General features: G+C 68.8%; 19 protein-coding genes. 14 read left to right on the top strand and 5 right to left on the bottom strand.

Annotation, left to right across the window (positions count from 1 at the left end; all coding sequences use genetic code 11):
• Window positions 1-243: 243 nt before the first annotated feature.
• A complete protein-coding gene (locus tag BDK92_RS03755) occupies window positions 244-2091 on the bottom strand; it encodes an RICIN domain-containing protein (protein WP_121154623.1) in 1848 nt (615 codons plus the stop codon).
• Window positions 2092-2387: 296 nt separating this feature from the next.
• Between BDK92_RS03755 and BDK92_RS03750 the strand changes: the two genes are divergently transcribed.
• From BDK92_RS03750 to BDK92_RS03735, 4 genes are read left to right on the top strand one after another with little or no spacing between them, the layout of a single operon-like run.
• On the top strand, window positions 2388-3626 hold the full coding sequence (locus BDK92_RS03750) for a sugar ABC transporter substrate-binding protein (protein WP_121154621.1): 1239 nt from the start codon (window positions 2388-2390) through the stop codon (window positions 3624-3626).
• Window positions 3627-3644: 18 nt separating this feature from the next.
• Window positions 3645-4613 carry a carbohydrate ABC transporter permease gene (locus BDK92_RS03745; RefSeq protein ID WP_121154619.1) on the top strand — a complete coding sequence of 323 codons (969 nt, stop codon included), beginning with the start codon at window positions 3645-3647 and terminating at the stop codon, window positions 4611-4613.
• Window positions 4613-5437 carry a carbohydrate ABC transporter permease gene (locus tag BDK92_RS03740; RefSeq protein ID WP_121154617.1) on the top strand — a complete coding sequence of 275 codons (825 nt, stop codon included), beginning with the start codon at window positions 4613-4615 and terminating at the stop codon, window positions 5435-5437. The genes BDK92_RS03745 and BDK92_RS03740 overlap by 1 nt, the downstream gene beginning before the upstream one ends.
• A gap of 32 nt (window positions 5438-5469) precedes the next feature.
• Window positions 5470-7182: an amylo-alpha-1,6-glucosidase gene (locus BDK92_RS03735; protein ID WP_121154615.1), complete on the top strand. Its 1713-nt coding sequence runs from the start codon at window positions 5470-5472 to the stop codon at window positions 7180-7182.
• Window positions 7183-7270: 88 nt separating this feature from the next.
• On the opposite strand, the gene BDK92_RS03730 is transcribed toward BDK92_RS03735, so the two are convergent.
• Complete coding sequence (locus BDK92_RS03730; protein ID WP_121154613.1) at window positions 7271-8284, bottom strand: LacI family DNA-binding transcriptional regulator; 1014 nt, start codon at window positions 8282-8284, stop codon at window positions 7271-7273.
• 125 nt (window positions 8285-8409) lie between these two features.
• The gene (locus BDK92_RS03725) at window positions 8410-8742 is read right to left on the bottom strand and encodes an L-rhamnose mutarotase (RefSeq protein WP_121154611.1); all 333 of its coding nucleotides are present in this window, start codon (window positions 8740-8742) and stop codon (window positions 8410-8412) included.
• A gap of 510 nt (window positions 8743-9252) precedes the next feature.
• On the opposite strand from BDK92_RS03725, the gene BDK92_RS03720 reads away from it, so the two are divergent.
• A complete protein-coding gene (locus tag BDK92_RS03720; RefSeq protein WP_121154609.1) occupies window positions 9253-10635 on the top strand; it encodes an RICIN domain-containing protein in 1383 nt (460 codons plus the stop codon).
• Between the two features lie 125 nt (window positions 10636-10760).
• Here BDK92_RS03720 and BDK92_RS03715 read toward each other — a convergent pair whose 3' ends face one another.
• A complete protein-coding gene (locus BDK92_RS03715) occupies window positions 10761-11498 on the bottom strand; it encodes a FadR/GntR family transcriptional regulator (RefSeq protein ID WP_246017476.1) in 738 nt (245 codons plus the stop codon).
• A 182-nt stretch (window positions 11499-11680) separates the two neighbouring features.
• On the opposite strand from BDK92_RS03715, the gene BDK92_RS03710 reads away from it, so the two are divergent.
• The 9 genes from BDK92_RS03710 (at window position 11681) to BDK92_RS03670 (ending at window position 22715) form a co-directional block, all read left to right on the top strand.
• Window positions 11681-12946 carry an ABC transporter substrate-binding protein gene (locus tag BDK92_RS03710; RefSeq protein ID WP_121154605.1) on the top strand — a complete coding sequence of 422 codons (1266 nt, stop codon included), beginning with the start codon at window positions 11681-11683 and terminating at the stop codon, window positions 12944-12946.
• 4 nt (window positions 12947-12950) lie between these two features.
• Window positions 12951-13931, top strand: coding sequence for a carbohydrate ABC transporter permease (locus tag BDK92_RS03705; RefSeq protein WP_211349051.1), 981 nt, complete (start codon window positions 12951-12953; stop codon window positions 13929-13931).
• Complete coding sequence (locus BDK92_RS03700; RefSeq protein WP_121154603.1) at window positions 13931-14758, top strand: carbohydrate ABC transporter permease; 828 nt, start codon at window positions 13931-13933, stop codon at window positions 14756-14758. The genes BDK92_RS03705 and BDK92_RS03700 overlap by 1 nt, the downstream gene beginning before the upstream one ends.
• 1 nt (window position 14759) lies before the next feature.
• Complete coding sequence (locus BDK92_RS03695; RefSeq protein WP_121154601.1) at window positions 14760-15983, top strand: mandelate racemase/muconate lactonizing enzyme family protein; 1224 nt, start codon at window positions 14760-14762, stop codon at window positions 15981-15983.
• Window positions 15984-16020: 37 nt separating this feature from the next.
• Window positions 16021-18966, top strand: a complete 2946-nt coding sequence (locus tag BDK92_RS03690) for an NEW3 domain-containing protein (RefSeq protein WP_121154599.1) — start codon at window positions 16021-16023, stop codon at window positions 18964-18966.
• A gap of 95 nt (window positions 18967-19061) precedes the next feature.
• Window positions 19062-20087, top strand: a complete 1026-nt coding sequence (locus BDK92_RS03685; protein ID WP_121154597.1) for a zinc-dependent alcohol dehydrogenase — start codon at window positions 19062-19064, stop codon at window positions 20085-20087.
• Entirely contained in the window at window positions 20087-20845 is a 759-nt protein-coding gene (locus tag BDK92_RS03680) for an SDR family oxidoreductase (RefSeq protein ID WP_121154595.1), read from the top strand. The genes BDK92_RS03685 and BDK92_RS03680 overlap by 1 nt, the downstream gene beginning before the upstream one ends.
• Window positions 20842-21720, top strand: a complete 879-nt coding sequence (locus BDK92_RS03675; protein WP_121154593.1) for an amidohydrolase family protein — start codon at window positions 20842-20844, stop codon at window positions 21718-21720. Before BDK92_RS03680 ends, BDK92_RS03675 begins: the two co-directional genes overlap by 4 nt.
• Window positions 21717-22715: an aldo/keto reductase gene (locus BDK92_RS03670; RefSeq protein WP_121154591.1), complete on the top strand. Its 999-nt coding sequence runs from the start codon at window positions 21717-21719 to the stop codon at window positions 22713-22715. Before BDK92_RS03675 ends, BDK92_RS03670 begins: the two co-directional genes overlap by 4 nt.
• Before the next feature lie 87 nt (window positions 22716-22802).
• On the opposite strand, the gene BDK92_RS03665 is transcribed toward BDK92_RS03670, so the two are convergent.
• On the bottom strand, window positions 22803-26348 hold the full coding sequence (locus BDK92_RS03665; RefSeq protein ID WP_121154589.1) for a ThuA domain-containing protein: 3546 nt from the start codon (window positions 26346-26348) through the stop codon (window positions 22803-22805).
• Window positions 26349-26396 lie beyond the last annotated feature (48 nt).

The raw sequence follows: 26396 nt of genomic DNA, 5'->3' as shown, positions 1-26396 counted from the left end.
TTACCGACGGATAGGGGATCGATCGGTACGTGGGCCGACGAGGAGGCGGCGCCCACCAGGCGGTTCGACAGCGGCGCAAGGCACGGCGAAGAAACGCCGATCTGCTTCGAGGGACTGGTTCGTGTCCTCGTTCAGCGGAGGTTGACCGGGCGGGCCGGCGCGGTGGGGTGCCATGGCCGCCCGGCGGAGAGTCAGGCGCCGCCCGCCGGCCGGATGACCGGCGCCTGACTCTCCTCGCGAGGGCTATCGCCCCCAGATCCGCCAGGTCTGGTTCAACGGGCTGCCCTGGCCGACCGCGTTGCAGGTCCACTGGTGGATCGGCGCCCGTGCCGCCGACGAGACTCCGCTCACATCGACACACTTGCCGCTGTGTTGCGCGACCAGCTGGTAATCGTGCGAGTCGTTGCCCCCATAGGTCACCTTGCGGAGGCTGAACTGCTGGTTGGGGCCATTGTGGCAGGCCCACTGGTGCACGGCGGCGCCGTCGGTGGTGGAGACGCCGCTGACATCCAGGCACTTGCCGCTCTGCTGGTTGACGACCGTGTACGTGTTGGCCACACCGGCGACCGGGCGGAAGTTCCACAACTGCTGGTCGCCACCGTCGCAGTAGTACTGCTGTTGAACATTGCCGTCGGCGTCGCTCAGGCCGGTGTTGTCAAGGCACTGCTGGGAGTGCTGGGCCACCGCCACCGACTGGAAGCTGCCGTCCGAGGGGGGCAGCAGGGTGACGGTGTACGTGTCGGTCTGGTTCGCGTACGGCAGAGTCACGGTGGCGTTGTTGTTGGACACGGTGACCACGCTGTTCGAGACGGTGACCGGACCCTGCACCGCACCGCCGCCGTTGTGCGGGATGCGCTGCGTGAGGACACGCACCTGGTTGTTCTGCACGATGCCGCTGGTCGTGTCCAGACGTTGCAGGTTGACGGTCAGGTTCCCGGTGGTACGACCACCACCGACCAGGACCTTCGCCGCGCCGCTCGCCTTCGTGACGAAAGCGTCGTATGACGGGCTGGCGGTCACCGAGGCGATCTGCCCGGTCTGCGAGGCGTAGTAGCGGTAGGCCCACCACTCGCCCTTGGGCTGGTGCTGGCCGGCCGAGTTGCGGACCAACAGATTGCCGAGGTCGTTGTGCAGGTTGCCGCCGCCGGCCCAGTTCGCCCGGAGGCCGTCCGCGCGGGCCCGCTCCAGACGCGCGATGTACCAGGCGCCGTCGGCGGGGTTCTGCTCGTCCGGCGCGCCGTACTCGTTGATCTGGTACGGACGCGGGTGGGCGATGCCGCGCGGGTCGAGGGTGGCGTTGGCGGCGGCGACGTTAGCGACCGGGTCGCCCGGCAGCGAGTGCCAGCTGATGATGTCCGGCACCGTGTTGGTCTGGCGGACGAAGTCCAGGTACTGGTTCCAGAAGGTGTGCGTGGTCGACGGTACGCAGGCACAGCTCGGCCCGACGATGAGCTGGTTGGGGAACTCCGCCCGGATGCGCTGGTGGGTCCGGCGCCACAGCTCGAGGTACTGGGAGATCGGGCGGTTCCAGAAGATGGTGATGTTGGGCTCGTTCCAGATGTCCCACTGCACCGACAGCCCGGACGCCCGGACGTCGTTGATGAGGCGGGTCAGGAAGTTGTCGTAGTCGGTCCAGTTGCCGTTGTCACCGGGGAAGCGGGAGATCCCGGCGCCGTCCGCACCCCACAGGTCGTGCGGCAGGATGATGAACTGCCCGCCGAGGGCGGTGGTCCGACGTGCCTGCGCGAGGGTGGAGTTCCAGCGACGGTCGTAGGTTCCGCCGACCCAGCCACTCCCTGGGAGCTGTGCGCCGCCGGCGCGCATGTACTGGAACTTGACGTCCCGGTAGAAGTGGTCCGCAGGACCGCTGGCGTTCTCGGTCATGCCGTAGATCCAGCCGGACGCGCGATAGGTCGGCGTACCGCTCGTCGAGGAGAAGTTGACGCTGATCGACTCGTCGGCGGCCTGGGCCGGGGACACGACGACGGTTGTGGCGGCGATGGTGGTGGCGGCGACGGCGAGCAGGCCGACGCCGAGGCGGGCGACGATCGCTCGGGCTCGTCCTGACCTGCCGTGGGACGGGGTTTTCACGGGCGGCTCCTTGTGGGGCGTGGGGACGCTCTCCGGAGGGCGGCGCTTGCGAATCGATTCGCACGGATCGTAGGACCGGAGACTGAACCATGTCAATGAAATGACGGCGCGGTGAAGCCGATGTTTCCCAGAGAGGCCCGCGTCGTGCCCGGTCACCCCTTGACCGTCGAGCTCGGACGGACCTATCTTCGTGCGAACCGATTCGTCGAATCGGTTCGCCTAATGGTCGGACCGAGTCCGGCCCGCGACGGTCAACGCACACCCCACCTGACGATCGACTTGAAGCGAGGCAGCAGATGACAAGACTCAGCCGCCGACGGCGCCTGGCCGCCGTCGCCGTGATAGCGCTCTTCGCGGCCGCGGGGAGTGCCTGCTCGTCGTCCGCCGAGGGTCCCACCGACGGCGGCGCCTACCTCGTCTGGGACCCGTACCCACAGTTCGCCGACGACTCCGAATGGGTGACGTTGCTCAAGAAGTGCGGCACCTCAGCCGGAGTGACGGTCGAGCGGACCGGCTACGACACCACCGACCTGACCAACAAGGCACTGCTCGCCGCCCAGCAGGGAAACTCGCCGGACGTGCTGATCGTCGACAACCCGGTGATCTCGACACTGGCTGAGGCCGGCGCGCTCACCACCACCGACGAAACAAAACTGGACGTCTCGGGTATGGAAGCGAACCTGCTCAGCGCCGGCCAGCGCGACGGCAAGACGTACGGGGTGCCGATCGGCGCAAACACCCTCGCTCTTTACTACAACAAGGATGTGCTGACCGCCGCGGGCGTCGACCCTGCGACGATCAAGGACTGGACATCACTGACCACGGCACTGACCAGGGTCAAGGCCGCAGGGAAGAAGGGCATCACCTTCTCCGCGATCGGCACCGAGGAGGGCAGCTTCCAGTTCCTGCCCTGGTTCTGGGGATCCGGAGCCCAACTGACCAGCCTGGACTCCGCGCAGGCAGTGTCCGCGCTGACGCTCTGGACTGACTGGCTCAAGCAGGGTCACGCTCCGAACTCCGTCATCAACAACACCCAGACCACGAGCTGGCAGGAGTTCGCCACCGGCGAGTACGCGTTCGCCGAGAACGGCACCTGGCAGCTGGCCAACGCGGAGAAACTCGGCTTCACGTACGGCATCGTCCCGATCCCGGCCAGCGCGGGCGGCCCGGCGCCGGCGCCCACCGGCGGTGAGTTCGTCTCCATCCCGGTGCAGAGGAACACCGGCCGGTACGCGACGTCACAAAAACTCGTCGCCTGTCTGACCAGCGCCGACAACCTCCTCACCACCGACTCCACGCTGTCCTACGTGGCACCCGTCGGCGCCGTGCAGGAGCGGCAGGTGGCCGCGGATCCCAAGCTCAAGGTGTGGGTAGAGGCGGTCAGGTCAGCCAAGGGTCGCACCGGCGACAACCTCGGCACGAAGTACCCGAAGATTTCCGAACCCCTGTGGACCGCGGTGCAGGCGGCCCTCAGTGGCGGAAAGTCGCCGCGCGAGGCGCTGACCGCCGCGCAGGCCGCGGCCACGACCAGGTAAGCGCACCGCACCGACATCATGACCCCCACGACACAGACCTCCGCTGCCGGGCGCGCCCAGGGTGCGGCGGCGACCGCCGCCCCACCCGAGCCTCCCGCGTCCCGCACCCGCCGGCCCAGTCGATGGCTGGCCTGGGGCTTCCTGGCACCGGTGACCATCTACCTGGCGGCCTTCTACGCCTACCCGCTCTACCGCAACGTCGAGTTGAGCCTGCGCGAGTACAGCGTTCGTTCGTTCGTGCAGGGCGGTGCGCCCTTCGCCGGCCTGGACAACTACCGCACGGTCCTGACCGACCCGGCCTTCGGGTCGACGCTGCTGCACACCATGGTCTTCACCGCCGCGTCGCTCGCTTTCCAGTTCAGCATTGGTATGGCCCTGGCGCTCTTCTTCCACCAGCACTTCCCGCTGTCGCGCACGCTGCGGGCGTTGATCCTCATACCGTGGCTGCTGCCACTGATCGTCTCGGCGTCGACCTGGTCGTGGCTGCTCAACAGCGACTCAGGGCTGGTCAATGCGGCGCTCGGCGTCGTCGGGATCGAACCGGTCAACTGGCTCACCTCGCCGGGCTGGTCGCTCACCTCGGTGATCATCGCGAACATCTGGATCGGCATCCCGTTCAACCTGGTGGTGCTGTACAGCGGCCTGCAGGCGATCCCGGCCGAGATGTACGAGGCGTCCGCGCTCGACGGCGCGTCGAGCCGGCAACGGTTCTGGTGGATCACTCTCCCGTTGCTGCGTTCCGTCTCCATGGTCACGCTGCTGCTGGGATTGATCTACACGCTGAAGGTCTTCGACATCATTTGGATCATGACCAGGGGTGGTCCGACCGGCTCCTCCGCCACGCTCGCCACCTGGTCGTACCGACTCGGCTTCGGCAACCTGCTGCCCGAGTTCGGTCCGGGCGCGGCCATCGGCAACCTGCTCATCGTGATGGCCCTGATCGCTGGGCTCGGGTACATCCGGATCGAGCGGAGACAGCACCCCTGATGACCACCTCCTCACTCCGGACCTGGTGGAAGACCGTCATCGGCCTGGTGCTGACCGGGCTGATGCTCTTCCCCGTCTACTGGATGATCAATGTGTCGTTCACCCGGGACCAGGACATGCGGGCCAGTCCGCCGCACCTGTTGCCGACCAACGGCACGTGGGACGGCTACCGGGCGGTGCTCGACCAGCAACTGCCGTACCTCGGCACCAGCTTCCTGGTCGGCCTCGGCACGGTGGCGCTGACCGTGGCGCTGGCCGCCCCCGCCGGATACGCGTTGGCGAAGCTCCGGCCGCCCGGCGGCTCGGCGCTGAGCTTCGTGCTGCTGATCGCGCAGATGATTCCGGGAATCATCATGGCGATGGGCTTCTATGCCATCTACCTCAATCTCGGCGTCCTCAACACGCTGCCGGGCCTGATCCTGGCCGATTCGACACTCGCGGTGCCGTTCGGCGTATTGATCTTCACGGCCTTCATGTCCGGCGTTCCCGACGAGCTGATCCAGGCCGCCGTGGTCGACGGGGCTGGCCGGCTGCGCACCTTCTGGTCGGTCGTGCTGCCGGTCAGCCGCAACTCGATCGTCACGGTGTCGCTGTTCGCGTTCCTCTGGTCCTGGTCGGACTTCATCTTCGCCTCGACCCTGGCCGGCGGCGGCGACCACCAACCAATCACCCTCGGCATCTACCACTACATCGGCAACAACAACCAGCAGTGGAACGCCATCATGGCCACCGCCGTCGTCGCCTCCATCCCGGCCGCCGTGCTGCTGATCGTCGCCCAGCGGTACGTCTCGATGGGCGTGACCGCCGGCGCCGTCAAGGACTGACCACCCGCGCCACAGAAAGGCACCCGCCACCCATGACCGTCGCCCCGTCCGGTCCGGAGTTCCCCATCCAGGACATCCCGTTCAGCTACCGAGGATCCTGGCTCAACATCTCCCCGGTGGTAGCCGAGAACACGTACGCCGACGACCTGCACCTGATCTCGCACCAGACCGGGCTGCACCCGGTGCTGCGCCTCGCCCCCGCGGGCGCCGGCACCACGGTCGTCGCCACCCCCGCGCTGTTGTCCTGGCGAAACGGCCCCGGCCGGATCGACGCCGTCTACGACGGACCGGACACCCTGCGAATCCGGGGCCGGCGGCTCGGCCTGCGGATAGCCGCAGCGGCGCGCACCCTCACCCCGTTCAGCGGCACCTACCTCTACCTCGACCCGGTCGACGAGTCACACGTGTTCACCTCGTACGAGACCGGGCGCCGTTACCGGATCACGGTGCTCTCCGGCGCCCTCCACCGGGCCGAAGGGGTGCAGGCGCTCGGTGCCGCCGACCGGTTCCTGGACCTACCCGGCGACCAGCACTGGGAAATCGCGATCGAGGAGTACGCCACCGCCCGCCGCCCGTACACCGCGTCCTCCACCTTCGACCAGCTTTGCCACGACCGGAGCACCGAGTTCACCGCATTCGTCGACGGGGTCGCGTCTTGGCGCAGTGCGGACACCCCCGCCGCCGAACTGGCCGCGTACGTACTGTGGTCAGCCACCGTCGCCCCGGCGGGCTTCGTCACCCGACCAGCCGTCCTGATGTCCAAGCACTGGATGGACAAGGTGTGGAGCTGGGACCACTGCTTCAACGCGATCGCACTGGCGGCCGGCGATCCAGAGCTGGCCTGGCACCAGTTCCAATTACCCTTCGACCACCAGGACGAGGCCGGAGCCCTGCCCGACTCGATCACCCACTCGGAGGTCCTGCACAACTACGTCAAGCCGCCCATCCACGGCTGGGCCCTGCGGCACCTGCGCCGACGCCTTCCCGAGCCGCCGGACCGGGCGGCGCTGGCCGAGACGTACGGCCGGCTGGCCCGCTGGACCGGGTTCTGGCTCGAGGCCCGCCGAGCCCCCGGCCACGACCTGCCCCACTACCAGCACGGCAACGACAGCGGCTGGGACAACGCCACCACCTTCGACGACGACCGGGTCCTCGAGACCGCCGACCTCGCCGCTTTTCTGGTCTCGCAGCTGCGCTGCCTGGCCGACCTCGCCACCGAGCTGGGCGAACCCGCCGACCGGTGGACCCGGGAGGCCGACGGGATCCGCACGGCCATGCTGCGGGACCTGTGGGACGGCGAGCGCTTCACCGCCCGCAACCCGCGCACCGGGCAGCGGCGGGCAAGCCGCAGCCTGCTCGACCTGATGCCCGTCGCACTCGGCGCCGACCTGCCCGCCCCGATCGCCGCCGCACTGGCCCGCGGCGTCGAAACCCACCTGACCACGCACGGGCTTGCCACCGAGCCGACGGACTCGGCCAACTACGTCGCCGACGGCTACTGGCGCGGTCCGATCTGGGCGCCCTCCACCCTGCTGGTCGAGGACGGCCTGCGGCGGGCCGGGTACACCGGGATCGCCGACGACATCAGTCAACGCTTCCTCGCGCTGTGTGAGAAGTCGGGCTTCGCGGAGAACTTCGATGCCGAAACCGGTGCCGGGCTCCGGGACCGCGCGTACACCTGGACCGCCAGCAGCTACCTCATCCTCGCCGCCGCCCAGGAGGAGCGGCGAGTCACGGGCGGGTAGCCGGACGGACTCAGCGGGCCCGGTAGGGCCCGCTGAGGAGTGTCGAGCCCCGGTCACCGGATGTTGGTGTCCGAGCCGTCAAGCCGGATCAGCGGGACCGGACCGGGCCGGTGCTGGAGCGCAACGAGATGGGCGGGCTGTACAGGCGGTGGCGTGGCACGGCCCCGGGCGCGGCGATGATCTCCAGCAGCAGTGACACCGCCTCGGCGCCCATGTCACGCATCGGAACATCCGCAGCGGTCAACGGCGGGCGGAAATCCTCCGCCCAATGCTGTGCGGCGACCCCGGTGACGGAGAAGTCAACCGGCACGGAGAGCCCGGCGCTGGTCAGCGCACGCTGCATTCCCGGCAGTGCCGCCTCGTTGATGGTGGCCACCGCCGTGACGCCCGGATGCGTCGCGAGCAACTGCTCCACACACGCCTCACCGGAGGCCGTGTCATCGCCGCAGCAGACATCGACGCTGGTCAGGTTGCGCTCCGCCGCCGCCGCCCGGAAACCGGCCAGCGCTCGATGGGCCGGACCGTAACCCGCGGCCATCAACTCGGCGGAACGGTTCACCAGGGCCACGTGCCGGTGCCCCAGATCGGCCAGGTGGTGCACACAGCGGGCGATCAGCCCGGCGTAGTCGATGTCCACCCAGCTCATACCGTGTGGCTCGGCGGTCCGACCGATCGTGACGAACGGCAGGCCTGCCTTGGCCAGCCGGGTCACGCGGTCGTCCTCCAGACGGATCTCCATCAGGACCACACCGTCCACCCGGCGTCCGGTGACAATCCGCTCGAATGACCGGTCGTGGTCGCCACCGGACGGCGACAGCAGCACATCCAGGTCATGGCGAGCGGCCGCCTCGACGACGCTGGCGACGAAGCCCAACTGCATGTCGGTCAACCGCTGGCTCGCAGGAGGGATCACCAGCCCGAGGGTCCGGGTGCGCCCTTCCTTGAGTGCGCGGGCGCTGGCGTTCGGCCGGTATCCCAGCTCGTCGATGACCGCCTGGATCCGTTGGCGGGTCGCCTCCGACACCGTTCGCTTCCCGCTCAGCACGTAGGACACGGTGCTGCGGGACACCCCCGCCCGACGGGCGATCTCCCCGATGTTCATCGCACCGCCCTCGAATCGATTCTTGCCCCGACACGGGGACGCGTCAGCTTCCGAATGAGCATAGCTGTCCTGCATCGCAGGTCCTGGATGAGATCGTTTCTGGCGGCGGCTGACGATCGCGGCGGTCAGACCTTGTCGGCCAGGTGCCAGACCTCCGACATCGGAGTCCACTGGCCGTCGCTTCCCTCCGTCGCCAGCGACTGCTGGCACGGCGCGGTCAGCTTCCACCACTCCTGTGTCTGCGGGTCGGCGGCGATCTGGGCCTGGTCGGCGTCATGGTCGTCGCCTACGTACTCGTAGTAGCCAAACAGCAGGTCGTCGTGGAGGAAGATGGTGAAGTTCCGGATGTTCGCCTCCCGCAGCGTCTTCTCCACTGCGGGCCACACGGCGGCATGCAGCCGAAGGTACGTTTCCCGGTGTTCCGGTCGGAGCCGAATGACCATTCCATATCGTCGCATCTCACACCTCCGTGATAGTGGGACCGTTGGCGCCGGGACCCGCGACCCCGCTCGTTCCATCAAGCCGCCGCGACCATACCGACCCGTTCAGCCCGAGCCGTAGGCGGTGGCGACTGGACGAGCTCTGGTCCGTGCGCGGGACACCTCATGCGGCCTTCGCCCGGCCGGGATCCGCCACTCGTCGGAAGATCAGGGCAGAGCCGCGACCGTCGGCCGCCGACAGAGCCGAGCGACTCGCATTGACGTCAGTCATTTGACGTATGACGTTGTGAGCGCTAACTTCTCAGTCGCGGGTCATGCGGCTGCCGGGAGCCGATGATGCACCGCTGCGATCTGCGCGGGCCTGCTTCGAACGCGTGGGTCCACGGAATGGCGGAGGCCGCGAGCCGGTGGCCGCAGCTCGCCCGCACAACACCCCAACATGCTGACGCCACCACCAGACGTCGGCACAGATGCCAGGGCACCCGCGTGCGTCCTGCTCGTGGGTGGCCCCGATCGAAGGAGTGGACCATGAAGGTCATCGGTGAGGCTCGTCCCGCCTCTCCGCAGAGACGTCGCTGGCGTACAGGGTTGGCTGCAGTGGCGGCTGCGGTCATGACGGCCGGCACGCTCGTCGCGGTGAACGCGGCGCCCGCGACGGCGGCGACCGTGGACACCAACGCCTGGTACGTCCTGGTGAACCGGAACAGCGGCAAGGCGTTGGACCTGTACGGCTCAGCCACCAACGACGGCGCGCGGATCAGCCAGTGGACGCGGAACAACGGCGTGAACCAACAGTGGCAGTTCGTGGACTCGGGTGGCGGCTACTACCGGCTGAAGTCCCGGCACTCGGGGAAGGTCCTCGACGTGCAGAACTGGTCGACGGCCGACGGCGGTGCGATCGTGCAGTGGTCCGACCTCAACGGAACGAACCAGCAGTTCCGGTTGGCCGACTCGGACGGCGGTCACGTCCGGTTGATCAGCCGGCACAGCGGCAAGGCCGTGGAGGTGCAGGGCGCCTCCACGGCCGACGGCGGGAACATCGTGCAGTACTCCGACTGGAACGGTGCCAACCAGCAGTGGCAGCTCGTCCGCGCGGACACCGGCAACCCCCCGTCGGGTGGCACCGGGTGCGGTGGGGCGCCGACGCTGTCCAGCGGCACGCACACGATTCAGAGCAACGGCAAGAGTCGCTCCTTCATCCTGCGGGTGCCCGCCAACTACAACAACAACAATCCCTACCGGCTGATTTTCGCGTTCCACTGGCGGGGCGGCACCATGCAGGAGATCTCATCGGGCGGCACCAGTGGGGCCGCCTGGTCCTACTACGGGCAGCAGGAGCAGTCGAGCAACAGTGCGATCCTGGTTGCGCCACAGGGGCTCGGCAACGGCTGGGGCAATGCCGGGGGTGAGGACGTCACCTTCGTCGACGACATGATCAGGCTGATCGAGAGCGACCTCTGTGTCAACCCGAGGCAGCGGTTCGCCCTCGGCTTCAGCTGGGGTGGCGGCATGAGCTACGCGCTTGCCTGCGCGCGGGCCGACGTCTTCCGGGCCGTCGCGGTCATCGCCGGGGCGCAGATCAGCGGGTGCAGCGGCGGCACGCAGCCGATCGCGTACTTCGGGCTGCACGGCATCTCCGACAACGTCCTCAACATCTCCCAGGGGCGGTCACTGCGCGACACGTTCGTCCGGAACAACGGTTGCGCCGCCCAGAGTCCGCGTGAACCGGGGGCCGGAAGCCGTACGCACATCACGACCACCTACTCGGGATGCAGGGCCGGCTACCCGGTTCAGTGGGCTGCGTTCGACAACGGCCACATGCCCGGGCCAGTGGACGGAACCTACGCCGAGAGCGGTATCACGACCTGGACCAAGGGTGAGATCTGGAGGTTCTTCGCACAGTTCTCGTGACCCCGGTCGGCGACGCTGACGCCGACGTCGGGTGAGCGGCGCCCATTTCCGTACCCCGGAGTGGGCGCTGCTCGCCCGTCCGGCCGGCATGACGAAGATCCTGGGCGCGCATCCGTCGTGCCCGGTCAGCGTTGCAGGCGGACTGCCTCGCCCGAATCGCTGCGCCGGACCAGCCAGGCCTCGGTGATGTGGGTGAACATCGCCTCGGCGGCCCCGTCCGGGTCGTGGGCGGCGATGCGCTCGTAGATGCGCCTGTGTCCGCGGTTGGACGCCACGCACAGGGAGCGTTCGGTCCGGCCCATGTAGCGGGCGGTGTTGATGACCTGACTTTCCAGAGCCCGTACGACACCGCGCGCGATGCGGTTGCCGGACGCCTGCATGACCGTGTCGTGGAAGGCCCGGTCGTGCTCGTGGTAGGTGACGTGGTCGTCGACGAGCTCGTCCATCCGCTCCACCAGGGCGCGCAGTCGGTCGAGGGTCTCCGGGTCGGCGAGGCGGGCGGCGACGTTCGCCATGTCGGACTCCAGCACCCGCCGGGTGACGACGAGGTCGTCGAGGACGGCGAGGCTGTCGTCCTCGGCGATGGTTGCCCCGAGGACGAGCTCATCGAGCATGTCCCAGTCCGATGGTGGGGTGACCAGGGTCCCGGCGCCCTGGCGGACCTGCACCAGCCCTTTCTCCTGAAGGATCTTCACCGCTTCCCGGACGACGGTCCGGCTCACGGAGAAGGTTTCGCACAGGACCGGTTCCGGGGGCAGCGAGGTTCCGGACGGGTGCACCCCGCGGACGATGCGCTCCACCAGCTCGGCGGTGACCGCCCTGGCGAGGTTGGTCGGTCGGCGCGCCCAGGCCGGCGCCGCCACAGCGTTCAAGCCTGTCTCCTGCGATGGCGTCATGTTCCCCTCCGAGTGGCTCGCAGTGGCGCGACGCCCGTGGGTCAGTGTACGACCCGAGTATTGACGTCACACGTCATACGAGTTACGTTCCGATCTCATGAACGCATGACGGTACGTCCGTCGGCACCTGACTTTCAGAGGTGACAACGATGAAACAGCGAGCAATGTGGTCGGCCGTCCTCGTTGCGGGACTGGCGTTGGCCGGCTGTGGAAGTGCCACCGGTTCAGGCTCGTCCTCCGGCGGATCGGACGGCAAGCTGGTGGTGTGGGACTGGAAGTCCGGCGAGGCTTTCGCCGGGTCCTACCTCGAAAAGGCGAAGGCCGACTTCGCGAAGAAGCACCCGGATGTCAAGGTCGAGTTCGTCGCGCAGCCGTTCGACCAGTACTACACGCTGCTCGGCGCGGCGATCCAGTCCGGTAAGGGCCCTGACGTCATCCTGTTCAACGGCGGCGGCCAGATCCGCGACCGGGCGGACGCGCTGGTGCCGCTGAACGAGTATCTGTCCGACGACAAGCAGCGGCTGGCCGGCTGGGACGCGTTCACTGAGGACGGCAAGATCTACGCCGGCCCGGTGACGCTGCAGGGTCACCCGATCTACTACAACAAGGAGCTCTACAAGAAGGCCGGCCTCGACCCGGCGAGCCCGGCCACGACGTGGACCGATTTCGTCGCCGACTGCGCCGCCATCGCCAAGGCCGGCGCCAAGTGCTTCGCCCTCGGAAACAAGGAGGGCGCCGGCATCCAGTTCTGGCTCTCGGCCCTGGCGTCGGGCACCCTCACCGCCCAGGAGTACGACGACTGGGTCGCCGGGAAGCGCGACTGGAACTCGCCCAACGTCAAGCGGGTCTTCGAGCTCTGGAAGGAGGCCGGCGACGCGGGTATGAACAACGACGGGGCCAACTCGACGGCCATGTTCAACGACGCCTTCGCGCTCTTCCAGTCCGGAAAGGCAGCCCACGTCATCGGGCTGATGTCGGACGTGGGGCACTGGAAGGACTTCAACGAGTTCCTGAAGGCCGAGAACCTCGGCGTCATGAACGCCCCGGTCGTCACCGCCGGGACCACCCCGAGCCTTCCCTACGACGGTGGTATCGGCTACGGGGTCGCCAAATGGACGAAGGACCCGAAGGTAGCCGCCGACCTGGTGCGCGCCCTGACCTCGACCGACGCACTGAAGGCTTTCTACGCCGACGCCGGCGCGATCGCCGCCGACACCACGATCGACGTGTCGCAGGGCGGCCCGGCTGTCGCCACGATCGTCTCGGCGATCAAGAGTGGCAAGCCCGCCCTGCACGTGGCGTTGTCCTCGAAGACCCTCGACCTGATGGGGCGGCTCTCCCAGCAACTGCTCAGCGGTTCGATCACCGTTGACGAGGTGGTGAAGCAGCTGGCCGCTTCCGACCAGGCGGGCTGAACTCGTGCCGATCGGAAACGCACAGCCGTCGGTCCGCCCGGTGCAAGCCGGGCGGGGCGGCGGGGCGGCGGCGGGATCATCCGCTCACCGGGGCGGTGCCCGTTCCCGGCGCGCCGGTGGTGGCTCTCGCGCCGAGCGCCTTGCCCCCTACGTCCTGGTCGCCCCGGCCGCCCTGATCATCGTGGTGCTGCGGCTCTACCCGTTGCTTCTCGGAGTCAACTTCTCCTTCACCGGCGACGGCGAGCAGAACGGGGTGGCGGTCGGTTTCGACAACTACCGTGAGCTGTTCGAGGATTCGCTGTTCCGGACCGCGCTGGGCAACGTCGGGTTGCTGGTGCTGCTGCTCCCGGTGGCGGTGGCGATCCCCGGGCTGCTCGCGACGTTCATCTACCTCCGGGTGCCCGGCCACCGGTTCTACCGCAGCGTCTACTTCTTTCCGGCCGTGCTCTCCCCGGTCATCGTGGGCGCGATCTTCAACCTGCTGCTCGCCTACGACGGTCCTCTCAACGCCGTCCTCGGGTCGGTCGGCGTCGCTCCGGTGGACTGGCTCGGGGACCCGGACCTTGCCATGTTCATGGTGGTCGGCGTGCACATCTGGGCCACCTTCGGAATGGCCCTGGTGGTGTTCCTCGCCGGGTTCGCCACCCTGGACTCCTCGCTCCTGGACGCGGCCCGTGTGGACGGGGCGTCACTACCCCAGGTCCTCTGGCACGTGATCATCCCGAGCCTCGCGCGCACCATCCAGTTCGTCTTCGTGACCACGATGATCGGGATGCTGACCTCGATGTTCGGACTGCTCTTCGTTATGACCAGCGGCGGCCCGGAGGGATCGACGTACCTGCCGGAGTACTACATCTGGATCCAACAGGGTCAGATGAACCGCCCGGCCCTCGCGTCGGCCGCGTCGACGATTCTCTTCGTGATCATGCTCGTGGTGGGGATGCTGCAGATCAAACTGCTCGAGCGAGCAGGAAGGGACAACTGATGTCTCGCGTTCGTCCGGGCCGTTGGGTGGTCGCCATCCCGATGTCGCTGCTCGCGCTGGCGACGATCTATCCCCTGCTGTTCACCGTCAACGTCGCGATGAAGACGCGGCGTGACTACATCCTCGACCGGTTCTCCCTGACCGATGCCCTGCGTTGGGAGAACCTCGGCACGGCGTGGAACAGCGTCGGCATGGGCCGCTACTTCGCCAATTCCCTGTTCGTGGTGACGTCGTCGGTGGTCCTGCTGCTGCTGCTCGGGTCGATGGCCGGCTTCGCCCTGAGCCAGCTGCGCTTCCGGGGTTCGTCGGCGCTGTTCCTGGGCTGCCTCGCGGGACTGTTCGTCCCGTTTCAGGTGATCATGGTGCCGCTCGCCCGGCTCATGGCCGACACCGCGCTCATCGACACGTACCCCGGGCTGGTTCTCGTCTACGTGGCCCAGTTCCTGCCGTTCACCGTCTTCCTGATGACGAGTTACTACCGAGGCATCCCACCGGAGATCGTCGACGCCGCCAGGATCGACGGCAACAGCGTGTACGGCGTGTACCGCCGGATCATGCTTCCCCTGGGCACCCCGGCGCTGCTGTCGGTCGGCATCCTCAACGCCCTGTTCTGCTGGAACGACGTCCTCATGTCGCTGGTGATGATGCCCTCGGCCGATCACCGGACGCTCATGGTCGGTGTGACCTCGTTGCGGGGGCAGTACTCCGACGACATCCCCACCTTCGCCTCAGGGGTGCTGATCGCCGCGATCCCCGTCCTGGTGGTCTACCTCTTCCTCCAGCGCCAAATCGCCGACGGCGTCGCCGCCGGCTCCACGAAGGGTTGACATGCGGATCACCGGATATCGGACACTCTCCACCGTCCAGGAGTGGGGGCGGCCCGTCGGCGACGCCAACGGCGTCTTCGCCGACGGGGTGGTCCCGGTGTCGATCGTCATCGTCGAGACCGACGAGGGTATCTCGGGGGTCGGCCTCGGGCCGCACGTCGAGATCGAGCGGATTTTCGCGGCCATCGACGGCGAAGATCCGCGCGCGGTGACGACCCTCTACGACCGCATGCTGCGGCACACCTTCAAGGCGGGCCACGCGGGTCCGGTATTCGGCACCATCGGCGCGCTCGACACCGCCCTCTGGGACATCAAGGCACAGGCTGCCGGAGAGCCGCTGTGGCGGCTGCTGGGCGGACGCGACCGGCGGGTTCCCGCCTACGCGTCCGGACTGGACATCGGGCTGACCGACGACGAACTCGTCTCGACCTACGAGGTCTACGCCCGGCACGGCCTGCGTGCCGCCAAGCTCAAGGGCGGCCTCGACATCGAGCGCGACCGGCAACGCCTCTGCCTGGTCAGGGAGGTCCTGACCGACGCCGGGCACGGACCTCGGCCGGGCCTGATGCTCGACGTGAACGAGGCATGGACCCGGAAACAAGCCGTCCGGCACGTCGGCGAACTCGAACGCACGCTGGACCTCATCTGGATCGAGGAGCCCGTCCGGCGCTGGGACGCAGAGGGTCTCGCCGCGGTCAGCCGAGGAGTTCGCGCGTCGGTCGCCACCGGCGAGAACCTCACCGGGCTCGAACAGTACCGTCCGCTGATCGCCGCCGGCGCGGTCGACATCGTCCAGATGGCCGCCGTCTGGGGCGTCACCCATTTCCTGCGGACATCCGTCCTGGCTCACGCCCACGACCTGCCGGTCAGCCCGATCGGCAACAGCCCCGTCGGACTGCTGCACGCCGCGACCTCGGTGCCGAACCACCTGACCAGCGAGCTGCAGGACCTGCATCCACCGGTCGGCCTCGCCATCGACCTGCACGTGGAGGACGGTGCCTTCGTCCTCGGCGACTCACCCGGACTGGGCATCCTGGTCGACGAGGACCGGATCCGGGCAGTCACCCGCCGCTCGGAGACGGAGGCGGCCGAGAGCCCCAACGTCCGGCCGGAGCAGGCCGGACGACGGCTGCTGGCCGGAGTCGACGGCATCGCCCCCGCACGGCAGGTCCCCGTTGTGCCGCTGCATTCCCGCAACGAGGTGTCGTCTACCGCCCGCCACTGACCAGGCCACCGTGTCTCCGCACCGAAAGGACATTTGCGTGCCCCCCTCGCTCGTACCGACCCGACCAACAGCGGCGGCGGCGATCGCCGCGCTCCTGGCGACCGGAATGCTCACCGGACCGCTGGCCGGCACGGCCGCCGCCGCCCTGGCTGCCCGTACGATCGTGGTCGCCCCCACCGGGGCCGCCAACGCCGACGACAACGGCCCCGGCACCCAGGGCCGTCCACTGGCCACCCTGGCCGAAGCCCAGCGGCGAGCGCGGGACGCCGCCTCGGGGAGCCGGGACGTCGTCGTGCAGATGCTGGCCGGGACCTACCGGTTGACCTCGCCGCTTCGCTTCGACGCCGCCGACTCCGGCCGCGACGGGCACACAGTGACCTGGCGGGCCGCGCGCGGGGCGAAGCCCGTGCTCAGCGGTGCTCGGGCGGTCACCGACTGGCAACTCGACGACACTGCGACGGGTGTCTACAAGGCCGACGTCGGCACCGGATTCGACACCCGGCAGCTCTACGTCGACGGGGTTCCGGCGCAGCGTGCCCGGCTCCGGCTGGCCCGCACCGACCTCACGCTGAACGCGACCGGCTTCACCCTCGACAACCCGGATCTGGCCTACCTGGCCGCACTCCCCGACCAGCAGCGCATCGACTTCCAGGCGATGCTGTCGTTCACCAACCGCTTCGCGCCGGTGCAGAGCATCGTCGGCGACACGGTCACCATGCAGCAGCCGGCCTGGGACAACAACACCTACGGGTACGACACCATCCAGTCCCCGCTGCGGACCCCGACCTTCTTCCTGCTGAACTCGAAGCGGTTCCTGGACGAGGCCGGTGAGTGGTACCTCGACAACACCGCCGGCACGCTCTACTACAAGCCGCTGCCCGGCCAGGACATCACGCGGGCCCGGGTGGAGCTGCCCCGGCTGGAAACGCTGGTCCAGGTCGGGGGCAGCTACGACGCGCCGGCCCGCAACCTCCGCTTCGAGGGGCTGACCTTCACCGGCACCACCTGGCTGCACCCCAGCTCGCCGAACGGGTACGCGAACCAGCAGACCGGGGTATTCATCACCGGTGTCCAGCCCGACCGGCCGGCCGACGGCTTCACCTCGTGCGACTTCGGCTGCCGGGGATTCGAGGGGTCCCGGAACAACTGGGCGCAGACGGCTGCGGCGGTGCAGGTGTCGGCGGCCGAGGGCATTGACGTCGTCGACAGCACCTTCGTGAACCTCGGCGCCGTGGGGCTCGGCATCGGCAACGATGCCAATGCCCACGCCACCGGCATCGGGTTGGGCGCGCACGACGTCTCGGTGGTGGGCAACACGTTCACCGCGAGCGCCGGCGGCGGCATCATGGTCGGCGGCGTACGTCCGGACGCCCACCACCCGTCCGACCAACGAATGGTCAACCGCGACATTCTGATCAGCAACAACCGCGTCTACGCGACGGCGAGGGAGTACCTCGACCAGGACGCCATTTTCGCCAGCTACGTCACCCGGTTGACCATCGAGCACAACTACATCTCCGACATGCCGTACACCGGCATCGGGCTCGGCTACGGCTGGGGAGCCAACGACCCGGGCGGCAGCCCCGAGTACCTCAGCCGAGGGCTCTACGACTTCCAGCCCGTCTACGACACCCCGACGACGCTGAGCAACGTCCGTGTCGTCGGCAACCATGTCCGCAACGTCGTCCAGACGATGTTCGACGCCGGCTGCATCTACACCCTTTCCGCGATGCCCGGCAGCACGATCGACGAGAACCTCTGCGAGAACAGCGGGCAGCTCGGCCTGTACTTCGACGAGGGCTCCCGGTATCTCAGCGCGTCCCGCAACGTGTTCGTCCGAACCGCCGGGCAGTGGGCGCACGCCAACAACCAGAACGGCAACCGCACCGGCGACCTCACACTGATCGGGAACTACGCGACCAACCCGGCGATCACCGGGCTCGTTCAGGGAAGCCGAGGCAATACGGTCCGGGACAACGTCACCATGACCGCCGCCAACATCCCGATCGGGGCCAGTCGGGTCATCCACCAGGCGGGCCCGACCGGGACGTACCGCGGCGCCGCGGACCCGCAGCGTCCCCCGGTCGGCGTCTTTCTCGCCGCCGATCCGCACAGCGTGAGCGCAGGCGGCTCCACCACGGTCACCGCCACCATCGAGAACGTCGGCGACCGTCCGGCCATCGGCCTGACCACCTCGATCACCGTCCCCGAGGGCTGGCGGGCGGCCCGTACCGGGAAACGGCCAAAGGTGGTGGTGGCCCCGGGCGAGTCGACCACCGAGTCGTGGCAGGTCACCGCACCCGGCTCGGTTCCGACCCCGGTCGCGGCGGCGGACGTCGCGGTGGCGGTGGGGTTCCGGGCCGACCGGACCGCGTACGCCCTGGACCGGACACTGACGCTGACCGCACTCAACCCGCTCACCTCGTTCAAGGGGTACGGCTCGGTGCCGAGCCAGTTCGCCGAGGCCGGCACCGGATACGCCATCCTGACCTCCGGCGCCGACATCTGGCAGGACAGCAGCGGGTCGTTCGACGAGTACGGCGCGATCTACCGGGACGACGTGGTCGGCCAGACCGCCACCGTGACCGCGCGGGTCACCGCTGTGGGGAACACCAACCCGTGGGCCAAGGCGGGCGTCGTCCTGCGTAACGACGTCACCGGCGCCGGATCGTCACCCGGGTACGCCGTCCTTGTGGTCACGCCGGGCAACGGGGTCGCCTTCCAGTGGGACGCGGACGGCAACGGCTACCTCGACTCGTTCAGCGGGGCGGCCGGGGTCAGGGCCCCGGCCTGGGTCCGACTGGTCCGTTCCGACACCGGGGTCAGTGGCTACTGGTCCACGGACGGCGGCACCTGGACCAAGGTCGGCCCCACCGTGAACCTGCCCGGTATCGCCGCCACCCAGGACGCGGGGTTGATCGCCACCTCGCACGCCGCCGGGGTGACGGGTCAGTTCAGTTTCGCCGACTTCAGCGTGAGCTGACCGCCGGAACAAGGTGATCGTGGGTGCACCGCCACGGCGGTGCACCCACAACCATGCCGGTCGAGTGACCGGTACCGACCGTAGACGGAGGATCGATGAAGGCAGTTGTGTACCGGGGAGCGCGGCACCTCGGAATCGAGGATCGTGAACCGGAGCCACCGGGTCGCGGCCAGGTGCGGATCGCCGTGGCCTACACCGGGATCTGCGGCACCGACCTGCACATCTACCACGGGGACATGGACGCCCGGGTGGGCGCCTCGGCGATCATCGGGCACGAGATGTCCGGCCGGATCGCGGCCGTCGGAGACGACACCACCGGTTGGTCCGTGGGCCAGGCCGTCACCGTGATGCCAACCCGTTCGTGCGGACAATGCGCGGCCTGCCGGCACGGGAACTCCCACATCTGCCACGCGATGAACTTCCTCGGCATCGATTCGCCAGGCGCCATGCAGTCCTTCTGGAACGCCCCGGCGGAGTTGGTCCTGCCGCTTCCCGAGGAGCTGCCGCTCGACCACGCGGCGCTCGTCGAACCGGTCGCGGTCGCGGTGCACGACGTACGGCGGGGGAACGTGACCGCCGACGACCAGGTGGTCGTGGTCGGCGGCGGGCCGGTAGGGGTTCTCATCGCCGCCGTCGCGCAGGGCCGCGGGGCGCGGGTTCTCCTCGTCGAACCGGACCCGTTCCGGCGTGTGGTCGCGCAAGAAATCGGTCTCGAGGTGATCGACCCGGGAACGACCGATGTCGTGGCGTTGGTGAACGACCGCACCGACGGTGCGGGTGCCGACATCGCCTTCGAGGTCTCCGGCTCCGCCGCCGGGGTCGCCACGGCGGTCGACGTCCTGACCACCCGCGGCCGACTGGTGATGGTCGCGATCCACCCCCAGCCCCGGGAGGTCAACCTGCACCGGTTCTTCTGGCGTGAGTTGGAATTGCTCGGCGCCCGCCTGTACCAGCGTGACGACATGGTGGAGGCGATCCGGTTGGTGGCCTCCGGCGCGATCCCGGCGCGACAGCTCATCTCCCGGGTCGAACCCGTCGAGGCGGCCACCGCCGCGTTCACGGCCCTGGAGGGTGGCGGCGTGATGAAGGTGCTGCTCGACATGCGGGAGGGCAACCGGTGATGGCCCTGTTCGATCTGTCCGGCCGGACGGCAGTCGTGACCGGTGCCCGGCGTGGCATAGGCCTCGCCATGGCCGAGGCCCTGGCTCTGGCCGGTGCCGACATCGTCGGCGTCTCCGCCCAGCTCGAATCACACGGGAGCGAGGTGGAACGCCGGGTGCGGGCCGCCGGCCGCCGGTTCACCGCGCTGCGGGCCGATCTCGCCGACCGGGCGGCCGTGCACCGGTTGGCCCGTGACCTCACCGCGCTCGGGCCGATTGACGTCCTGGTGAACAACGGCGGCACGATCGCTCGTACTCCAGCCGCCGACCACCCGGACGAGATGTGGGACCACGTGATCGAGGTGAACCTGAGCAGCCAGTTCGTGCTGAGCCGGGAGATCGGCAGGGCGATGGTCGAGCGCGGTCGGGGAAAGATCATTTTCACCGCGTCGTTGCTGAGTTTCCAGGGCGGCATCACCGTCCCCGGCTACGCCGCGTCGAAGTCGGGCGTGGCCGGGCTCACCAAGGCGCTGGCGAACGAGTGGGCGGCGCGCGGGGTGAACGTCAACGCCATCGCCCCCGGCTACATCGCCACCGACAACACCCAGGCGCTGCGCGACGACCCCGACCGCGAACAGGCAATCCTCGCCCGGATCCCGGCGGGTCGGTGGGGCCGCGCCGACGATCTCGGCGGGGCCACGGTGTTCCTGGCATCGTCGGCGTCGGACTACGTCAACGGAGTCGTGCTGCCCGTCGACGGTGGCTGGCTCGGCCGATGACGGGCGAGCACGCACCCGGACGAACGGGGATCGTCGACGCACACCACCACCTCTGGGTACGGGCACGGCACCCGCAGCCGTGGATCGACCCGGTGACAATGGCAGCCATCGACGCCGACTTCGAGCCGGTCGACCTCGCCCCGATGGCCCGGGCCGCCGGGGTCACCGCGACCGTTGTGGTGCAGTCCATCGCCTCGGAGGCGGAGACGGTGGACCTACTGGGCCTCGCGGCCGACAGCACCCTCGTGCGCGGGGTCGTCGGCTGGGTGGACCTGACGGCTGACGACGTCGTCGACCGCATCGACCGCCTGCGGGTCGCACGGGGCGGGGACCGTCTCGTCGGCATCCGCCACCTCGTACAGGGCGAGACCGACCCGGCGTACCTGGACCGTCCGGAGGTCCGTCGAGGGATCGCGGCGGTGGGAGCGGCCGGCCTGGTCTTCGACCTGCTGGTCCGGCAGCACCAGCTAGCCATGGCCGCGCGTCTGACGCACGACCTGCCCGAGGTGAGCTTTGTCCTCGACCATCTGGGCAAGCCCGCGCTGGGCCGTCCGGAGATGGCGGACTGGACCCGGGACCTGCGGGCGCTCGCGGCCTCGCCCAACACCACGGCGAAGCTCTCCGGTCTGGTGACCGAGGTGGCGCGATCGCCCTGGACGCCGGGGGACCTCCGACCGGCCGTCGACCACGCGCTCGACGTGTTCGGCCCGGACCGGTTGATGTTCGGCTCGGACTGGCCGGTGTGTCTGCTCGCCGCGTCGTACCTGCGTTGGGTCGAGGTCCTGGCGGAGTTGCTGGGAGAGCCCGATGCGGCCGACCGGGCGCTGATCTGGGGGGACACGGCGCGTCGCGTCTACCGGCTGGGGGAGTTGTGAGGGCGCGGGCACTGGCGCGGCGCCCGGCGGTACGCCTCACCGAGTTGGGCTTCGGCGCGTCGCAGGGCGGCAACCTGTACCGGGCGACCACGGACGACGAGTTCGCCACGGCGGTCGACACCGCGTGGGACGCGGGCGTCCGGTACTACGACACTGCGCCGCACTACGGCCTCGGGCTGTCCGAGCGACGGCTCGGTGCCGCGCTGCGGCACAGACCGCGCGACGAGTACGTGGTGTCGACGAAGGTGGGGCGACTCCTGGTGCCGTCGCCCCGAACCGCGCACCTGCGGGACCCTGCCGGGTTCGATGTTCCCGCGACCCACCGGCGGGTGTGGGACTTCAGCCGCGACGGCGTCCGTCGGTCGATCGAGGCCAGCCTCGACCGCACGGGCCTGGACCGGATCGACATCGTCTACCTCCATGATCCGGACGACCACTGGGAACAGGCCGCGCGCGAAGCCGTGCCCGCCCTGGTCGAGCTGCGTGACCAGGGGGTCGTGGGTGCCATCGGGGCCGGCATGAACCAGACCGCGATGCTGGCTCGGTTCGTGCGGCAGACCGACATCGACGTGGTGATGTGCGCCGGGCGGTACACCCTGCTGGAACAGGGCGCGGCCGGTGACCTGCTGCCCGCTGCGGAGAGCCGCGAAGTAGGTGTGGTGATCGCGGGTGTGTACAACTCAGGGCTGCTGTCGCGGGATCGGCCACCGGCCGATGCGTTCTACGACTACCAGCAGGCCCCAGGCGATTTGATCGATCGGGCGCGACGAATCGCCTCGGTCTGCGAGACGTACGGTGTCACCCTCCCGCAGGCCGCGCTCGCCTTCGTACGCCGGCATCCGGCCGTGGTGTCGACGGTCGTCGGTGTGCGCAACGGATCTCAGGCGGCCGAGGCCGTACGACGATCGGGGGTCGCCGTCGCGGACGAACTCTGGGACGAACTGGCGGCGGCCGGGCTGCTCGCGGCGCCGCCGCCCCGGGACGTGCCCGTCTGACGGCGACGTCCCGGTCGGGACCGGCCCCGTTCTTCGGACGCCGGTCCCGACCGGACCGTCACTGGCTGTGGCAGCAGCCGCGGATCGTCACGCCAGGGTGAACCGCCACTGCTGGTTGGTGGACCCGAGGCAGTTCCACTGCAACAGTCGGGCGCCGTCGCTGGTGGCGGCGCTGGCGACGTCCACGCAGAGCCCGCTCAGCGCGCTCGTCACCGTGTACACCCCGGCGGTCCCCGTCGGCCCGACGGTGAACTTCTGTTGGTTGCCGTTGTTGCAGGTGGCCTGCTGGAGGAAGGCTCCCGCCGTGGTGGAACTGCCGGTCACCTCGACGCACTTGCCGCTGTGGACCGCCTTCAGGTAGACCGCGCCACCACCGGCGTCGACGGCCTGCCACTTCTGGTTGCTGCCGCCGGTGGCCGCCCACTGGTGGATCTGGGCGCCGTCGGCGGTGGAGACGCCGCTGACGTCCATCAGCTTGCCGCTGTGCTGTGCGGTGAGCGTCCAGGTCCGGCCCGCTACGCCGCCGGTGTTGGGGACGCCGACGCCGGGGCCGCCGAAGGTGTGCGAGTCGAGGTCGAACCAGTTGCTCGCGCTGCCCTTGAAGACCAGGTAAAGCGTCTGGGTTCCGGCGAGGGCGGCAACGTTCACCGGTGGGGTGGACTGGTAGTTGTCCCATCCACCGGTGCTGGGCACCGGTGTGGTGGCCAGCAGGGTGCCGGTCGGCGAGCCGGCGCGAAGTTCGATCGAGCCGCCACCGGACGGTGACGACAGCCGGTAGCTGACGGTCGTGATGCCCGACAGGCTCATCGGGGTGAACGCCACCCAGTCGTTGTTGGAGATGTCCCCGACGCGCTTGCCGCTCTCCGCGCCGGCCTGGTCGACGATCCGGATGCCGGACTGGCTGCTGTGGTACTCGGCCTGCTTGTGCCTGGGCTGGAGGATCACCTGTCCGTAGCCGGTGAGCGGAGCCGCGCCACCCGCGCCGCCGCTGTCGGTGTACCGCGCGTTCAGCACGTAGAACAGGTTGGCGCCGTCGGGGTGTCCGCCGAGCAGGTCGGTGGAGATGGTGCCCGAGCAGCCCGGGTATTCCGTGGTCTCGTGCGCGTGGTCGTCGTGGCCGAGCGCCGGGTTGAGCACCACCCTGGCGCAGTCGACCGGGGCGCCACCCGGGTCGGAGACGCTGATCTGGTACGACACCCGGTCCCCGAAGGTGAGCATGCCGCCGTTAGACGGGGTGGTGATGGTGACCACCGGCGCGGTGTTGCCGACGGTGATCTGGACGTTGGCGAAGGCGGTCTTGCCGGTGTTGTCGGTTACCTTCAACTGCGCCGCGTAGTTGCCGTTGGTGGTGTAGACGTGCGACGGGTTGGCCGACGTCGAGGTGGTGCCGTCGCCGAACGTCCACTGGTAGCTGAGTGTGTTGCCGGGGTCCGGGTCGGCCGTACCGGCACTGCTGAACTGGACGTTGAGCGGTGCGTTGCCGTTGGTGGGCGTGCCGGTGGCCTTGGCGACCGGCGACCGTCCGCCCTGGATGTAGTCGATCCGGTAGAGCCCGGAGTCGCTGTTACCACCGCCGAAGTTGGTGCCCCACTCCAACAGGTAGAGCGAGCCGTCCCGGCCGAACTCCATGTCCATCGGCTTGTTGAAGCTCGCCGTCGGCAGGAAGGGGTTGGTGCGGCTCACCGCTGTGACGGAGTCGAAGTGCACCTCCTTGAGGTAGCTGCGTGACCACTCGTAGAAGAAGTGGACGCCGTCGTAGTACGGCGGAAACTTCGTCGCGGACGGGTTCGCCGGGTCGTACCGGTAGACCGGTCCGCCCATCGGGGCGGAGCCGCCGGAGCCGAGCTCCGGAAAGGTCGGCGAGGTGCCGTAGCCGTACCACAGGTTCGGCGCCACAACCGGCCGCAGGCTGGTCAGGCCGGTGTTGTTGGGGGAGTTGTTGACCGGTGCGGTGCAGTTGAACTTCGCGCCGACGACGCCGGTGTCCGGGTTGAACGGCGCGTAGGGCTGATTGTCGCCGTGGCAGAACGGCCAGCCGTAGTTGCCCGCCGATTTGATCACGTTGAGCTCGACGAGTCCTTCGGGGCCGCGGTTGGTGGTTGGTGGGCTCCGGTCAGGGCCGTAGTCGGCCAGGTAGACCCAGCCGTTGGCCGGGTCGATCGAGAAGCGGAACGGGTTGCGGAAGCCCATCGCGTAGATTTCCGGCCGGGTCTGTGCCGTCCCCTGCGGGTAGAGGTTGCCCGTCGGGATGGTGTAGCCGCCACTGGTCGAGGGCTTGATACGCAGCAGCTTGCCGCGCAGGTCGTTGGTGTTGCCAGCGGTCCGGGCAGCGTCGAGATTGGCTTTGCCCGGCCGCCAGTCCAGCGGTGCGTAGCCCTGCCAGTTGGGGTCGAGGTTCGGCGGCGTGTCGTCCCCGGTGCCGATGTAGAGGTTCCCGTCCGGGCCGAATTCGATGTATCCGCCGGTGTGTCCGGGCTCGGGGAACGTGCGGTCACGGTACGCCGGGATGTCGATGATCCGAACCTCGCTGGACAGGCTGAGCGTGTCGCCGGTGAGCGTGTAACGGGAGACGCGGTTAACGTCGGTCGTGCTGCTCGACGGCGAGTGGTACAGGTACACGTGACCGTTGCTGGCGAAGTTCGGGTCGAGCGCCAACCCGGTGAGACCGTCCTCGCCGCCGGTGTAGACGCTGAGCGTGCCCGCGGTGACGGTGCTGTTCGTGCTGGGCTTGAAGATCTTGACCTGTCCGCCGCGCTGGACGTAGAGGACGCGCCCGTCCGGCGCCACGGCCAGCGACATCGGGTCGACGGTGTTGTCATCGAGGGCACGCTTCTCGAAGTTGCCCCAGACGGTGCCGCCGCAATCTCCGGCCTCGCTGCCGGCCGCCCACTTGACCCCACCCAGAACGTGGTTGCGGAAGTGCGTCTCGCTGTACGACTCGGAGGCGTGCCCCATGGCGGTGGTCCAGACCCGGCCTGCGGCGACGTTGCGGCACCAGGAGATCGGATGGTCCGGACCCATCGCCCGAGAGCCCGGGTTGTACGTCCGCTCGTCGGCGGTCACCAGGACGTGGACGTCGCCCCGGGGGTTGCGATCGAAGTTGTACCACTCCTCGCTGCGGTTCCAGCGGTCCGGCAGGCTGGCTGTGGACGGGTGCTTCTTGTCGGCGACGATGGCGGTGCCGGGCAGCACGCCGGGGGAGTGCTCGGGCATGTGCGCGCCCGCGTTCACGGTCTGGTCCCACCACGGGTACTCGGCCTCGATGCCCATGTCCGTGGCGTTGTGGATGGCGACGATTCCCTTACCGGTGGCGAGGAACCCCTCCAGCGCCTGGCGTTGGGCCGCCGAGGTCCACACCATGCCCGAGGTCTGGAACATGATGAGGACGTCGAAGGTGGCGAGGTTGGCCGGGGTGAAGACATTCGAGTCCTCGCTGTGCACCAACTCGAAGTTGTTCGCTGTCGCCTGCTGCTGGAACATCGAGACCCCGGCGGGGATCGAGTCGTGCCGGTATCCGGTGGTCTTGGTGAACAGCAGGGCGCGGAAGGCCGGGGCCGCTGATGCCGGGTGGACGAGCGCGAGCGAGAGTAACAGGCCCGCGATCAATCCAATGATCAATGTGTTGCGACGCATGCCGTCTCCTAGTTCGGGCGGGCAACGGGATTGCGACCACGGGCCCGA

It is taken from the genome of Micromonospora pisi (genome assembly GCF_003633685.1).
Classification (GTDB): Bacteria; Actinomycetota; Actinomycetes; order Mycobacteriales; family Micromonosporaceae; genus Micromonospora_G; species Micromonospora_G pisi.
This window is presented reverse-complemented; position numbering and strand designations above follow the sequence as displayed.

What these genes read in the sequence shown, in the direction of transcription:
- BDK92_RS03735 (WP_121154615.1), top strand. Translation starts at nt 5,470, where the DNA reads ATGACCGTCGCCCCGTCCGGTCCGGAGTTCCCCATCCAGGACATCCCG.
- BDK92_RS03685 (WP_121154597.1), top strand. Translation starts at nt 19,062, where the DNA reads ATGAAGGCAGTTGTGTACCGGGGAGCGCGGCACCTCGGAATCGAGGAT.
- BDK92_RS03745 (WP_121154619.1), top strand. Translation starts at nt 3,645, where the DNA reads ATGACCCCCACGACACAGACCTCCGCTGCCGGGCGCGCCCAGGGTGCG.
- BDK92_RS03750 (WP_121154621.1), top strand. Translation starts at nt 2,388, where the DNA reads ATGACAAGACTCAGCCGCCGACGGCGCCTGGCCGCCGTCGCCGTGATA.
- BDK92_RS03740 (WP_121154617.1), top strand. Translation starts at nt 4,613, where the DNA reads ATGACCACCTCCTCACTCCGGACCTGGTGGAAGACCGTCATCGGCCTG.
- BDK92_RS03695 (WP_121154601.1), top strand. Translation starts at nt 14,760, where the DNA reads ATGCGGATCACCGGATATCGGACACTCTCCACCGTCCAGGAGTGGGGG.
- BDK92_RS03720 (WP_121154609.1), top strand. Translation starts at nt 9,253, where the DNA reads ATGAAGGTCATCGGTGAGGCTCGTCCCGCCTCTCCGCAGAGACGTCGC.
- BDK92_RS03680 (WP_121154595.1), top strand. Translation starts at nt 20,087, where the DNA reads ATGGCCCTGTTCGATCTGTCCGGCCGGACGGCAGTCGTGACCGGTGCC.
- BDK92_RS03710 (WP_121154605.1), top strand. Translation starts at nt 11,681, where the DNA reads ATGAAACAGCGAGCAATGTGGTCGGCCGTCCTCGTTGCGGGACTGGCG.
- BDK92_RS03730 (WP_121154613.1), bottom strand. Translation starts at nt 8,284, where the DNA reads ATGAACATCGGGGAGATCGCCCGTCGGGCGGGGGTGTCCCGCAGCACC.
- BDK92_RS03665 (WP_121154589.1), bottom strand. Translation starts at nt 26,348, where the DNA reads ATGCGTCGCAACACATTGATCATTGGATTGATCGCGGGCCTGTTACTC.
- BDK92_RS03725 (WP_121154611.1), bottom strand. Translation starts at nt 8,742, where the DNA reads ATGCGACGATATGGAATGGTCATTCGGCTCCGACCGGAACACCGGGAA.
- BDK92_RS03675 (WP_121154593.1), top strand. Translation starts at nt 20,842, where the DNA reads ATGACGGGCGAGCACGCACCCGGACGAACGGGGATCGTCGACGCACAC.
- BDK92_RS03700 (WP_121154603.1), top strand. Translation starts at nt 13,931, where the DNA reads ATGTCTCGCGTTCGTCCGGGCCGTTGGGTGGTCGCCATCCCGATGTCG.